This window comes from Anoxybacillus mongoliensis, assembly GCF_014201515.1.
Taxonomy (GTDB): Bacteria; Bacillota; Bacilli; order Bacillales; family Anoxybacillaceae; genus Anoxybacillus; species Anoxybacillus mongoliensis.
Map to the genome: position 1 here is coordinate 50465 of NZ_JACHEQ010000009.1, position 12883 is coordinate 63347.

General features: G+C 39.3%; 15 protein-coding genes and 1 tRNA gene. 2 read left to right on the plus strand and 14 right to left on the minus strand.

Annotated features, from left to right (window positions below):
• Positions 1-40 precede the first annotated feature (40 nt).
• The 3 genes from HNR43_RS09365 to HNR43_RS09375 form a co-directional block, all read right to left on the minus strand.
• Entirely contained in the window at positions 41-898 is an 858-nt protein-coding gene (locus HNR43_RS09365; RefSeq protein ID WP_183243304.1) for an SDR family oxidoreductase, read from the minus strand.
• Positions 899-986: 88 nt separating this feature from the next.
• Positions 987-1880 carry a DMT family transporter gene (locus HNR43_RS09370; RefSeq protein WP_183243306.1) on the minus strand — a complete coding sequence of 298 codons (894 nt, stop codon included), beginning with the start codon at positions 1878-1880 and terminating at the stop codon, positions 987-989.
• Between the two features lie 40 nt (positions 1881-1920).
• Positions 1921-2853, minus strand: a complete 933-nt coding sequence (locus tag HNR43_RS09375) for a DMT family transporter (RefSeq protein ID WP_183243308.1) — start codon at positions 2851-2853, stop codon at positions 1921-1923.
• Positions 2854-2975: 122 nt separating this feature from the next.
• Between HNR43_RS09375 and HNR43_RS09380 the strand changes: the two genes are divergently transcribed.
• The gene (locus HNR43_RS09380) at positions 2976-3857 is read left to right on the plus strand and encodes a LysR family transcriptional regulator (protein ID WP_183243311.1); all 882 of its coding nucleotides are present in this window, start codon (positions 2976-2978) and stop codon (positions 3855-3857) included.
• A gap of 72 nt (positions 3858-3929) precedes the next feature.
• Here HNR43_RS09380 and arsC read toward each other — a convergent pair whose 3' ends face one another.
• The 4 genes from arsC to HNR43_RS09400 form a co-directional block, all read right to left on the minus strand.
• The gene (arsC, locus tag HNR43_RS09385; protein WP_183243313.1) at positions 3930-4346 is read right to left on the minus strand and encodes an arsenate reductase (thioredoxin); all 417 of its coding nucleotides are present in this window, start codon (positions 4344-4346) and stop codon (positions 3930-3932) included.
• Positions 4347-4361: 15 nt separating this feature from the next.
• A complete protein-coding gene (locus tag HNR43_RS09390; RefSeq protein ID WP_221248251.1) occupies positions 4362-5660 on the minus strand; it encodes an arsenic transporter in 1299 nt (432 codons plus the stop codon).
• A 17-nt stretch (positions 5661-5677) separates the two neighbouring features.
• Positions 5678-6010, minus strand: a complete 333-nt coding sequence (locus tag HNR43_RS09395; RefSeq protein WP_183243314.1) for an ArsR/SmtB family transcription factor — start codon at positions 6008-6010, stop codon at positions 5678-5680.
• Positions 6011-6219: 209 nt separating this feature from the next.
• Entirely contained in the window at positions 6220-6363 is a 144-nt protein-coding gene (locus tag HNR43_RS09400) for a YrzI family small protein (RefSeq protein ID WP_425486533.1), read from the minus strand.
• Between the two features lie 447 nt (positions 6364-6810).
• On the opposite strand from HNR43_RS09400, the gene HNR43_RS09405 reads away from it, so the two are divergent.
• Positions 6811-7731 (plus strand): CobW family GTP-binding protein, encoded by a 921-nt coding sequence (locus HNR43_RS09405; protein WP_183243316.1) that lies wholly within the window; start codon positions 6811-6813, stop codon positions 7729-7731.
• A 13-nt stretch (positions 7732-7744) separates the two neighbouring features.
• Here HNR43_RS09405 and HNR43_RS09410 read toward each other — a convergent pair whose 3' ends face one another.
• The 7 genes from HNR43_RS09410 to HNR43_RS09440 all read right to left on the minus strand — a co-directional run bounded on the left by HNR43_RS09410 (position 7745) and on the right by HNR43_RS09440 (position 12827).
• Positions 7745-8341, minus strand: coding sequence for a ribonuclease H1 domain-containing protein (locus HNR43_RS09410; RefSeq protein ID WP_183243318.1), 597 nt, complete (start codon positions 8339-8341; stop codon positions 7745-7747).
• A gap of 73 nt (positions 8342-8414) precedes the next feature.
• Positions 8415-8507, minus strand: a tRNA-Ser gene (locus HNR43_RS09415).
• Positions 8508-8557: 50 nt separating this feature from the next.
• A complete protein-coding gene (locus HNR43_RS09420; protein ID WP_183243321.1) occupies positions 8558-9517 on the minus strand; it encodes an MBL fold metallo-hydrolase in 960 nt (319 codons plus the stop codon).
• A gap of 2 nt (positions 9518-9519) precedes the next feature.
• The gene (locus HNR43_RS09425) at positions 9520-10152 is read right to left on the minus strand and encodes an NUDIX hydrolase (RefSeq protein ID WP_183243322.1); all 633 of its coding nucleotides are present in this window, start codon (positions 10150-10152) and stop codon (positions 9520-9522) included.
• On the minus strand, positions 10152-11132 hold the full coding sequence (locus tag HNR43_RS09430; RefSeq protein ID WP_183243324.1) for an ABC transporter permease: 981 nt from the start codon (positions 11130-11132) through the stop codon (positions 10152-10154). Before HNR43_RS09430 ends, HNR43_RS09425 begins: the two co-directional genes overlap by 1 nt.
• The gene (locus HNR43_RS09435; RefSeq protein WP_183243326.1) at positions 11125-12036 is read right to left on the minus strand and encodes an ABC transporter ATP-binding protein; all 912 of its coding nucleotides are present in this window, start codon (positions 12034-12036) and stop codon (positions 11125-11127) included. The genes HNR43_RS09430 and HNR43_RS09435 overlap by 8 nt, the downstream gene beginning before the upstream one ends.
• On the minus strand, positions 12036-12827 hold the full coding sequence (locus tag HNR43_RS09440) for a GDSL-type esterase/lipase family protein (RefSeq protein ID WP_183243328.1): 792 nt from the start codon (positions 12825-12827) through the stop codon (positions 12036-12038). Before HNR43_RS09440 ends, HNR43_RS09435 begins: the two co-directional genes overlap by 1 nt.
• Positions 12828-12883 lie beyond the last annotated feature (56 nt).

Sequence of the window (12883 nt, forward strand, 5' to 3'; positions counted from 1 at the left end):
ACTTCAAAATATATGTTGTCTGTAGCTGCATATGTGGTACTTATTTTTGTTTAAGAGATTTCATGACAATCCATTCCCACCACTTCCATGGCAACAAGTTTTTCAGCATTAGCGTCAATGCGACTCCTCTCCCTACGGGGTAACGCAAATGAGGAGTCGGCGATTGGACGACTTTGATTATTTGCCTAATGACTTCGTCAGGAGGTGGAGCTGTTTTGGCTACTCGATTCACGTATTGCACAATGGTTTTCATTTCTTTTTCATATGGCGAACCTGAACGGACGGACATCTCTTGAAGCCCTTTCGACCAAATGTTTGTTTTGAATGACCCGGGCTCAATTAACACGACATATACCCCATACGGCAACATCTCTAAACGAAGCGATTCGCTAAATCCTTCGACAGCAAATTTCGAAGCGACATATGAACCCATCGCCGGAGAACCGATTCGTCCGCTAATGCTACTAATGTTGATAATCTTACCACTACGTTGCGTTCGCATAACTGGCAAAACCGATTTTGTAACGGCAACTAATCCGAAAAAGTTCGTCGCAAACTGACGCTCCCAGTCTTCAAGTTCAAGTTCCTCCACAAAACCGCCAACAGCAAACCCGGCGTTGTTAACTAATACATCGATCCGTCCATAGCGATTAGTTACATTGTTCACGATCGATTCCACCGCGGCAAAATCGGTGACATCGAGAGATACGACTTCTATCTGATCGTACACGCCGGCTTCACACGCCACGGTTGCAAGCATTTCTTTGTTTTGCCTGTTTCGCATCGAAGCAACGACCCGATATCCTTCACGCGCAAGTGCAACGCTTACGAGTAGCCCAAACCCACTGGAGGCCCCTGTCACTAGCGCCACTGACGGGGAGTTTACATTTTGATTCACGACAATCCTCCTCGCTACTATAAAGACATATTTATTAGAATTAGATAATGGTAGGTAATATTCCTGCTATTTTACAAAATCGCCCCCATCACGCACTGATGGAGGTCGATTTTTTCTTTGGTTTAAGTTCCTTTGTTGTGACAACAAGCATAGCTCCACTCAACACAATCAGTCCCCCAATCATTTGGATAGACGATACGCTTTCATGTAAAAATACCATTGATAGAAGGAACGTCACGATCGGTTCTATCATACTTAAAATTGCTGCTTTTGTCGGGCCAATGATATTCATTCCTGCAAAAAACGCCAGCATTGCTAAAACGCTCGAAACGAACGATGTTCCGATCACCGGAATCCATCCTTTCGCATCAAATTGGAAATGTAGCGTTTCTGTACTGATTCCCCAGACAAAAAAAGACAGAGCTGCAAAAAGTGCGATGTAGGCGCTTGCTGTAATCGGTGGAACGTGTGCTATCACTTTATTTCCGACAATAATGTAAATCGAGTAAATTACCGCTGCTCCAATAGCTAACGCAATACCAAGTGGATGAATTTTTCCTTCTGGTGCTCCTAGAACGAGCAACATCCCCGAAAAAGAAATCAAGATCGCTATGACGGTTTGTCTCGTCAACTTTTCTTTATTGATAAAAAACGAAAAAACAGCGACGAATATAGGGTTTAAATACAACAATAAAGCAGCGAGCGATGACGGAATGTACTTTACGGCATGAAAATAAAGCGAAGATTGTAGCATATAGAAAATGCCGCCAAGTAAGAATAGATAAAATAACTGGGACCACGATACTTTCTCGTTTTTCTTTTTGAACCATGCATACATAAAAAAGAACAGAGCAGCCAAGGCAAAACGTAAAAACAACAAGGTCGTGACGTTGACGCCGCTATTGTATGCATGTAATGCAAAGATCGGGATAAACGCAAATCCGGTTGCCGATAACAATACGAGCCCATAGCCTTTCCACATGTTTCTTGTACCTCAAGTATGATTATTTTTTGCAAAAAAGTCATATGTTTGCTCTTTTTTTAGTGAGAGAAAACACCATGTTCTCTTGTTTGCTGTAAATATTAAGTAAAATACCACTAAAGACAAACGCTGCTCCAATAATATGAGTGAACGTTAAATGTTCATTAAAAAACATTGTTCCCATTACGGTAGCAGAAATAGGCATGACATTAATGAAAACGGAAGCAGTTGAAGCACCTACTTTTTGGATGCCATTATACCACCAAACAAAGCTGATTGCCGAAACAACAATAGCAACGTATAGAACGCTCAACCAAACATCCCATCCGCTCGCTTCAATGGATGCAAGGGAAGTGTAATATAGCGCAAACGGCGCTAGAAATACTGTCCCAAAACCTGTTGCATATGTTGTCGCTGCAAGAGGACTAAATTTTTTCATCGCAATTTTTCCAATGACAGAGTATGTACTCCAGCTGAGACATGCTCCTACTAACACGAGATCGATTGGTGCGACACCCATTTCGATAAGTACAGACGGATGACCGTTTGTAATGATATATACCGCCCCAAATACAGCAAGAAACATACCAAATATGCTTCTCATGTTCAATCTTTCTTTTAAAAACAATGCCGACATCAGCGTAATGAGCGGTGCGTTAACTGCAATGACTAGTGAGCTTTTGACGATTGGTGCGTATTTCGTAGCCATAAAAAAGAAAATATTGTACAAAAACACTCCTGTTAAACCAAGAAGTGCTAACACCCCCCAGTCTTTTTTGGATGGCGTTGATCTATTCGGCTCTTTCCAATGTAATAACGGAAATAAAATCAAACTAGCGCCAAAAAAGCGAAAAAAAGCAACTGACACAGGATGTAAAGTCGTTGTTGCAATTTTTCCAGCAACAAAGGCCCCGCCCCAGATGGTAGCGGTTAAAAACAAAAGAATGTACGTTTTCATATTTCTTGTTGGCATGAAACATCCTCCTGACTCATTGTTAAATTTCTGTTATAATCAATTTTACAAGTATTTGGTCATAGGTGTTATTGATAATAATTGATATTGTTCATCAATATTTTTGATGGGGAGCTGGAAGTATGAATCTTGATTATTTGCATACATTTCGTGAAGTGGCGAAATGGAATAGCTTTACGAAGGCTGGTGAGATGTTGGGGTACGCCCAATCGAGTGTGACAACACAAATAAAAAAACTAGAAGAGGAATTTGGTGTTATTTTGTTTGAACGTTGGGGCGGGAAAATTAAACTGACATCTGCCGGAATCGAACTGCTTGAATATGCAAATAAAATTGTTAGTTTGATTGATGAAGCAAAGCAAAGTCTTTCCGAGCAAGCAGACCTCGCTGGGAGTTTATCGATCGGTACGATTGAGTCAGTCGCTGGGTTTTATCTTCCACCTTATTTACAAGCATTTAAGCAAAGGTATCCGAGAGTAAATTTGCTGTTGCAACAAAATATTTGTAATCGACTTGTCAAAGGAGTAAAGGAAGGGAAATATGATTTAGCTATTATTCTAGATGAAAAACGAGAAGATCCAGATCTAAATGTTACCGTGATTAAACAAGAGCCGCTAGTTCTTGTTGCTAAACCGGATCATCATTTAGCCCAATTAGATAAAGTGGATATACGTATGTTAAGTGATGAAAAGCTTATTGTGACCGAACAAGGATGTAGTTATCGAGAAGTCATTGGAAATTTGTATCGTAATCATAGTATTCGTTTTGAATACACGATTGAATTAGGTAGCATTGAAGCAATTAAACGCTGTGTCGCTTATGGACTTGGTATCGCTTTTTTGCCGCTCATGGCGGTAGAGACAGAACTAGCAAAAGGGAGTTTAGTTCGTATTTTTCTTCCAGAGGCGGATATGCGCCTCTCCCTTCAACTTATATACCATCGTAAAAAATGGTTGTCACAATCAATGAAGCAATTGACAAGTCTTTTAGTGAAAGAAATTTAAGGAGAGCCAAACGGGGATCTTCTCGTTTGGCTCTTTAAGTTTACATAATTAAATTATGGGAAATATATCGTTTTACTCTCCTGTTTCCGCAAATCGTTTAATTTGCATGCCAATTTCATCACGAACGCGTTGGAAAACAGTCCACTTTTCTTCTTCCGTTCCTTCTGCTTTCGCTGGATCGTCAAATCCCCAATGAACGCGTTTGACATGCGGTGGTGTGACCGGACAATGATCAGCTGCATGTCCGCATAATGTAACGACTAAATCGGCTTTGTTTAAAATTTCCGGATTGATGACATCGGATGTTTGGTTTGAAATATCGATTCCTACTTCTTTCATCACTTTTACGGCGTTGGGGTTTAAACCGTGCGCTTCAATACCAGCGCTATATACTTCCCATTTGTCTCCAAGATATTTTTTAGCCCAGCCTTCGGCCATTTGGCTACGGCAAGAATTTCCTGTACATAAGAAATAAATGATTTTTTTCATTGCAATCGACTCCTTCTAATGAATAATAAGTAACCATATATATAACCCTACGAGAGTAATAAATAATGTAGGGATAGTTAAAATAAAGCCGTTTTTAAAATAAGTTCTCCACGTAATTTTTACTCCTTTTGTTGAAAGTACGTGCAACCAAAGAAGAGTAGCAAGTGAACCGATCGGCGTAATTTTTGGTCCTAAGTCGGAACCGATCACATTGGCATAAATAAGCGCTTCTCGAATGATTCCCGTCGTATTTGTATCAGCGATGGCTAGCGCATCAATCATGACGGTTGGCAGGTTGTTCATGACGGATGATAAAATAGCTGAGATAAAACCCATGGCAATTGTTGCAACAAACAGTCCTTCATTCGCTGCCATTTCAACTAAGTCAGCCAAAACAGTTGTCAACCCTACATTACGCAATCCATACACAACAACGTACATTCCGATAGAGAAAAACACAACAGCCCATGGCGCCCCTTTTACTACTTGTTTCACATGTACAGCGGGACTACGTTTTCCCATCCATAAAAACAATAACGCCACAGCACCAGCAATAAACGATACAGGGATGTTTACGAATTCACAGACAAAATAACCGATAAGCAAGACAGCAAGAACGATCCACGATAACCGAAACATCCGCGTATCTTTAATGGCTTCATATGGTTGTTTAACGTGCGATAAATTATATCGTTTTGGAATATCTTTTCGAAAGTATAAATACAGCACTCCGATGCTCGCTGCGAGTGAGAAAAAGTTTGGAATGATCATCCGAGATGCATACTCACTAAAACTAATACGGAAAAAGTCCGCAGATACAATATTGACAAGATTGCTGACGACGAGCGGTAGCGACGTCGTATCAGCGATAAATCCACTCGCTAAAATAAATGGCAGTACGTTTCGCTCATCAAATTGTAATGCGCGCACCATAGCTAATACGATTGGTGTTAAAATAAGTGCTGCTCCATCGTTAGCGAAAAAGGCCGATACGAGCGCTCCGAGAATCGAAACAAATATAAACATCCGCACCCCATGACCTTTAGAAATAAGTGCCATATGTAACGCTGCCCATTCAAAAAAGCCAATTTCATCTAAAATTAAAGAAATGATGATAATTGCGATAAAAGCAAGTGTTGCATTCCAGACGATGTTCGTTACATCGATGACATCTTGGAAATCAACGACCCCAACGAGCAATGCTAATGCTGCACCACCACATGCTGACCAACCGATCGATAAATTGCGCGGTTGCCAAATGACAAATACAAGTGTTACGAGAAAAATCGACGATGCAAGAAACACAGAAAGCAAAAAACCACTCCTCTCGTTTATTCGCAAAGAATGCGTTTCCCTTTTTGCTCGAGTCGATCAATTTCTTCTCCCTTGTTCGACACATGATCTAAAATGCTTTGAATAAGTGGGTAACACACATGTTGTTTGTTTAGTGAATAAAACACCCATTGTGCTTTTTTTGTTTCTTTCACTAAACCGTTATCTTTTAGTTTTCGTAAATGCTGGCTAATGGCAGGTTGACTCATTTGTAATATGTCGACAAGCTCGCATACGCAACAATCTGTTTCATTTAATATAGCCGTAATGGTTAATCTTGTTTTATCTCCTAATAGTTTTAGAATCGTTGCAGTTTCTTCGATGTGATACATATACCTCCCTCCCTTATCCGTTTATCATTATATAATTATATACTTATATAAAACAAGTAAAGATTTTGTAAAGAAACAAGAGCTGATTCATTGATCAACTCTTGTTGCGAAAAACTAATCGTCATCTACCGTCCATGTTATATTTGTTTTCGTTTGTTGTTGTTTCATTTTTCATTCTCCTTTCATCATGTATTTGTCTTGATTAAAAATTAAAACAATCGGTACATTGAACATTTTCTGTCCATCATCTCTTCTTCAACTTGTCGAATAAGCTGTTCTCGCTCTATTTCTTCAGCTGTCCATATTCGTCGTTGAATAGAAATCGTTAAAAAAAATAAATGAAATTTCATCATTTGTTCACCCCCTTTCAATAAAAAATCCGCAAGAGAAGATCCCTTTGCGGACTGAAAATAAAAGCCGCAAGGAACAATACCTTCCTTGCGACATGTGAGCGCCTATGAAAAGATCAATGATCTTCACATCGGAAGGGCGGATCAATCTTTTTTTGTTCAACTGTGCAATGTACACCTGTCATTGTTGTCATGTTTTTTCCTCCCTTCCAAAATAAATTTACGTAGTAAATTATATACATGATAAGATAAGTTTGTAAATAGATGATAAAAATTTTTCCAAAAAGATTACAAAGATATGTATATGAAAGAAAACAAAAGGTATGCAAGGACAGACGCATCATTTTTTCTCTTTTAAGCAAATTGCCCATCGATGCACAATATATTTTTCTTGTGCTATGTATTACTTTTGACTATGATCAAAAAAGAACATGTAGAAAGGAGAGCTTTATGAAACATACAGACATATACATCTTATCTGGATTTCTTGGGAGTGGTAAAACGACATTATTAAAGCGGCTACTGCAACATGAAAAAGAACATGGACGGAAAGTGGCTGTGGTGATGAATGAAATTGGCCAAGTGTCCATTGATTCACATGCTGTTTCAGAAGATGCTGTGTTAAGCGAATTATTAAGCGGCTGTGTATGTTGCACCATTCAAGATCAATTTGAAGTAGAGCTTTATTCCCTTCTTCAAAAACATGAGCTAGATGTCATTTATATTGAAACGACAGGGGTAGCACATCCTATTGAAGTGCTCGATGCGTGTATGTCGCCATTGTTTGCTCATCGCATTCAAATGGGAGGTATTATTACGACAATCGACGCAACACGTTGGATGAATCGTCAACAACTCTCCATTCCCCTACAAATGTTGTTAAAAGAACAAGTTCGTCACGCGGATGTATTAATTGTCAATAAGACAGATATATTACGTCCGGATGAACAAGCGAAATTATCGTTTGAGTTACAAACGATCAACAGCGAAGCGCGCACAATTTTCACAACGTTTTCTAACGTGCGAATGGAAGATATTCATTTGTTATCGAAGCGGATGAGAAACGAGCATGAGCGAATGAATATCGAAAGACTACGCATTCAAACATACGTACATACATTTACAAGCCCAATTGATTTAGATGTGTTCGAACAATGGGTAAGACAACTTCCCGATACCATTTACCGCATGAAAGGATTTTTACGCTTTACTCATACAAGTGGAGTTTACTCCTTTCAGTATGCATACGGTACACCGCTTTATATGAAAGAGGAAATGAATGTCCCGTTACATTTTGTCATGATCGGTGAACAATTGGATAAACAAAAACTAAAACAACAACTCGAGGACATGCAAAAAGGAGAAGGTTAATATCCCTCTCCTTTTACTTTCGTCCAAAGTCTGCTTTAATTTCTCCCCATTGCTCGGTTTCCCATTTCATAATTTCATTTGTATAATGATGCGTGCGCAACCACGCTTCAGCACGTTCAACAAGTTGCCAGACACGTTCTGTTTCAGCGTTGCGAACGAGCGTTGTATTCGCTTTTTTTCCTTTTACCCATTTTATAGCTGTTGCCGAATCAGAATAAATTGGCAAATTTTTGTTTTGTTTTTGTAACCATGCTAATGCGTGGACAATGGCTAAAAACTCCCCAATGTTGTTTGTTCCGATCATCGGTCCAACATGAAACAACTCTTTCCCTGTTTTCGTATATACCCCTCGATATTCCATCCATCCTGGATTTCCGCTACATGCTGCATCTACGCAAATACTTTCTTCTACATAGTTCGTTGCCACTACTTTATTTTTTTTCGTTCGGTTTACAAACGGACCAGACGCAAATGCCTGTTCTGCTTCTTCTTTCGATGGAAATGAGCGATACTTTGCTCCAGGAATACCAATGACGTACTGTTTACACTCGTCCCAAGAAGAAAAAATACCTGTTTTCGCTCCTTGCCAAACAACATAATATTTTTTCAATATGTCACATCCTCGCAAATCGGAATAAAAAACAAAGTTGAAGATAAACAAAGAAGGAATGAAAGAGGAGATATGGCGGAGGAGGGGGGATTCGAACCCCCGCGGGCTTTGACACCCCTATCGGTTTTCGAGACCGACCCCTTCAGCCGGACTTGGGTACTCCTCCGTATATCGGGGTGCCAAAGAAATTATAGCGAAAACACGATTTTTCGTCAATTATCTTTTTTTGTTTTCCGCATAATCGACAAGACCCATTGCACATACTTGTAAATCAAGTTGAAGTAGTTTATATACATCTGCATCATCTGGTACTTGCTGTTTACGTAAAAATGTTTGAATGATATTAAATAAACGTTTGAAAACAGCTTCTGTTTTTTCGGTAAAGGATTGATCTTTTTGTTCATTTACGATCTCATGACCCGTTTGAACAAAGATTGGTAACCAGTGAAGAAGTTGCTCCCAGACCCCCTGCACATGAGTTGACATACCAAAATGTCCAAAATATATACGCTCTGGACGCAACTTCATAAATCTTTCAATCGATGCGCGCATCGCCTCGGGATCAAATTGATTTGGCGATGTAGACGGCAGGTATAACTCTACACCATACGAAAGCAATTGAGGATAAAAGACACCGGCCGTATCACCTGTAAAAATACCGTTACTTTTTTGATCATAAATAGAGAAATGGTGATTCGCATGTCCTGGTGTATGAAGAAACGTTAATGTACGATTTTTTCCGATTTGTAACGTTTCCCCATCTTCTTTTACAATTAATCGCTCTTCAGGAATGGGAACAATCGGGGCAAATAAAGCATCAAACGATTCACCATAAACGGCTTTTGCCCCTTCAATGAGACGAGATGGATCGACCAAATGGCGCATCCCTTTTGGATGAACAAATACGCGAGCATTTGGACAATGTTGCAATAACATGCCTGCTCCGCCGGCATGGTCTAGGTGAATATGTGTGACGATAATGTTTTTTACGTCGTTTACATCAATCGATAGCGCTTCTAGCCCTTTAAGTAAATAAGGAATAGATGGACTTGCGCTCGTTTCAATAATCGTCACCTCTTCTTCCCGAAAAACGTATGCACCTGTTCGCTGAGCTGTTTGTAAATCATATAAATCAATGAGTGAAATGCCAAATCCTAAATCAACAGGTTGCGACATGACTATTCTCCTTTCTCTTTTTGGATGAGTTGAGTGAAATGATATATGATTTTTGCTGTTAATCCCCAGATCACTTTGTCTTTATAGTAATAAAAATGTTCCTCCAAGTGCCGTGGACGCCAATTATACTCCCTTCCCCCTGGGATATCGTCAAACGGAAAATCGTTCTCTGGTTTTGGCTCAAATGGAACACGATATATTTTTGGTTTCGTTTCTAAAAAGAAAGACAGTGGCACAGTAAACACGTCTCCTACTTCTTTTTCATTTATTTGCATGTGTGCGTTATTCACAAATGCAACAAACGGATAAATGACCATCCCAAATGGTGAAAGCACATAATCAAGTGGAACGACATGTGTAATATGTTCTTTTTCGATTCCCAACTCTTCACATGTTTCCCGAATGGCTGCTTCTTGTGGACTTTGATCACACGAATCCATTTTTCCACCTGGGAAGCAAATTTCACCGGGCTGTCGACGTAATTGAAATGAACGTACTTCAAATAAGACAAACACGTCATCGTATTGACGGATGAGTGGAAGAAGAACAGCATATGTAGTGAATTTGTCGAAATCCATAATCATTGGTGTTCGTTGTCGTAATGCATCCATTACCGTATAAATCATTTTTTCCATTAGTAAACATCCCTTTTCGTAAATACGTAAAACGAAACGATTAGTGCACCAAGCGCCCAAATGGCGAGTACAGTCATTGAAAAAGAAAGTGTCATCCCATCAATCGGTGGCGCCATGCCGCTAATATAACTTGTGAGTCGTAAATTCACCATAAACAAATATTTTGCCGACTCCCACGATGATACCATATTTGATAAGATGGCTCCTGAAATCAGAGCGGCAAGCATAATTCCCATCACGGCAGCTGTGCTACGTAGTAACACGGATAGCATAAATGTTAGTGTCCCAACAACGAGCGAAACAAAAAAAGCAAGTCCAAATTCAATAAGTAAGTATTTCCATTGAGGGATAAGATGAGCAGCTGCCGTATTTAATTCTTCACCTTGGATCGAAAATCCTGTTAAAAGCGGCAAATTCCATCCACCATATCCAAATACAATGCCAGAGATAGCGTATGATAATAGAGCGACAGAAAATACGATAAACGACGTAGATAAAATCATCGCTATATATTTGCTCATTAAAACTTTCCATCGTTTCACAGGACGTGTCAACAGCAGCTTGATTGTTCCGCCGCTTGCTTCTGACGAAACGAGATCAGCTGCAATGACCATAACGAGAAGAGGTAAAAATAACTCAATGGAGTTTTCGATAAACATGCGCATAAATGTTGGAGCACCCGGTGCCATTGGATTAATATCGTTGTCTAAATAATATTGTTGTTGCTGTAAACGGATTTTAAGAAACTTTTTCCATTCCTCGGAAATTCCTGTTGAGTTTAAGCGGTTCTGTGTGTCGATGATTTGTTGTTGTAGCTGTGTACGCCAATCTGTCGTTCCGATCCGTTCTCGAATCGTTTCGATTTGTTTAAATTGCGCGTATGTAAATAAGCTAACAAGAACAGCAACGATCGCTGCGATAATAAACAGTCGTTTTTTACGAACAATTTTTAACATTTCATTGTATACAAGATTAATCAATCGTTTCCCCTCCCGTTAATTCAATAAATAAGTCTTCTAGTGTTGGAAGCTTTCGTTCAATTCCACTGACATATATCCCTGCTTCAATTAAACGAGCATTGCAACGCGCAATCGTTTCGTTTGATTCATAAATCGTAACGATCGCCCCATCCTTTTCACCGATGACAGTCGTCTCATTTGTTAGTATTTCTTTAGCTGTATTGATCGGGACAACGTTCCAATATGTCCGTGCCTGTTCTTGTAATAAATGTTCGACCGTATCAATGCGAATAATCTCTCCTTTGGACATAATGGCAACACGATCGCACATGAGTTGTATTTCGCTCAATAAATGCGATGAAACAAGAACGCTTAATTGCTCTTGTTCAGCAAGTGAGCGAATAAACTGTCTCATTTCACGAATACCGACAGGATCTAAACCATTTGTTGGCTCATCTAAAATAAGTACCGTTGGTTTTCCAAGGAGTGCTTGCGCAATACCGAGGCGTTGACGCATGCCGAGCGAATACGTACGAACAAGATCATGAATTCGATTTTGCAAACCGACGAGTTCAACCACTTCTTGAATACGATGCATGGTTACTCCTGGAACCATGCGCGCAAAATGCTCAAGGTTTTCCCAACCGCTTAAATACGGATAAAGTTCAGGGTTTTCAACGATACACCCTATATGTTGGATCGCTTTTGTAAATTGTTTTTGTAAATCATAGCCGCAAATTGAAATCGTTCCAGATGTCGGTCGGATTAATCCGACAAGCATGCGAATTGTCGTTGTTTTCCCGGCACCATTTGGGCCTAAGAAACCAAACACTTCGCCCTTTTTTAACGAAAACGAAAGCCCTTTAATAATTTCCTTTTTTCCAATGGTTTTTCGCACATTTTGCACAACTAATGTCTCTTCCATTACTTTTCTCCTTTCGTTAACGTAATGAGTGAAGCAACACGTTCACCAATTCGCTTATATCCTTCTTTATTAGGATGAAATTTATCTGTATATAAATAGTCGTTTACTTGCAGTTCGAACAAATCATACGTTGGAACGCAAATGATTGATTTATAGTCGGCTGCTACTTCAGATGCTGCATAATTCCAACTACGTACAACGGCAGATGTTTCTTTCCCATTATCTAAATCATTGAACGGATTATATAAAGCAATATAAAATACGGGTGCATCGTTGTTTACTGTGCGAACAAGCTGAAAAATCGTACGTAGCTGCTGAACAAATTTCTCTTTTTCTTTTTCTAATTGCGTAGTGGATAAGTCTCTCAATGCTTCACCACCGCGAAATAAGTCGTTTCCTCCGATCGTCATTAAAATAATGTCAGCTTCTTTTAATTGACGTTGCACTTCTTTTTGTTTCAGTTGGCTAATCAATTGCGCAGATCGTTGCCCTTTAATTGCTAAATTTGTGAATTGAATGTGTTGATTTGTCCGTTTTTTTAGTTCATCTACAACATATCCAACATACCCTTTCCCCGTTTCATCTCCTGTTCCACGTGTTAATGAGTCGCCAAGAGCGACAATCGAAAGTTCATTATTTTTCTGTATGTTTGAAGTTGTTGGTTTTGGTCGTTTAATCGAGGAAGCTTCGTAAAAAAATTGGTCTTGAATGGTGATGATTAAACCGACAGTCCATAGTAGTGTTGTTGCGGTACAAATCAATACGATCATCGTAATTATTCGTTTAGACACAATATCACCCTTTCGTTATTTTTTCTATGTACCATCATAAACCATTTGTTGTTCAA

Excerpts from the sequence above, each read along its gene's own strand:
- HNR43_RS09425 (WP_183243322.1), bottom strand. The coding sequence starts at position 10,152 with ATGGAAAAAATGATTTATACGGTAATGGATGCATTACGACAACGAACA.
- HNR43_RS09380 (WP_183243311.1), top strand. The coding sequence starts at position 2,976 with ATGAATCTTGATTATTTGCATACATTTCGTGAAGTGGCGAAATGGAAT.
- HNR43_RS09435 (WP_183243326.1), bottom strand. The coding sequence starts at position 12,036 with ATGGAAGAGACATTAGTTGTGCAAAATGTGCGAAAAACCATTGGAAAA.
- arsC (WP_183243313.1), bottom strand. The coding sequence starts at position 4,346 with ATGAAAAAAATCATTTATTTCTTATGTACAGGAAATTCTTGCCGTAGC.
- HNR43_RS09420 (WP_183243321.1), bottom strand. The coding sequence starts at position 9,517 with ATGTCGCAACCTGTTGATTTAGGATTTGGCATTTCACTCATTGATTTA.
- HNR43_RS09395 (WP_183243314.1), bottom strand. The coding sequence starts at position 6,010 with ATGTATCACATCGAAGAAACTGCAACGATTCTAAAACTATTAGGAGAT.
- HNR43_RS09375 (WP_183243308.1), bottom strand. The coding sequence starts at position 2,853 with ATGCCAACAAGAAATATGAAAACGTACATTCTTTTGTTTTTAACCGCT.
- HNR43_RS09370 (WP_183243306.1), bottom strand. The coding sequence starts at position 1,880 with ATGTGGAAAGGCTATGGGCTCGTATTGTTATCGGCAACCGGATTTGCG.
- HNR43_RS09400 (WP_425486533.1), bottom strand. The coding sequence starts at position 6,363 with ATGATGAAATTTCATTTATTTTTTTTAACGATTTCTATTCAACGACGA.
- HNR43_RS09405 (WP_183243316.1), top strand. The coding sequence starts at position 6,811 with ATGAAACATACAGACATATACATCTTATCTGGATTTCTTGGGAGTGGT.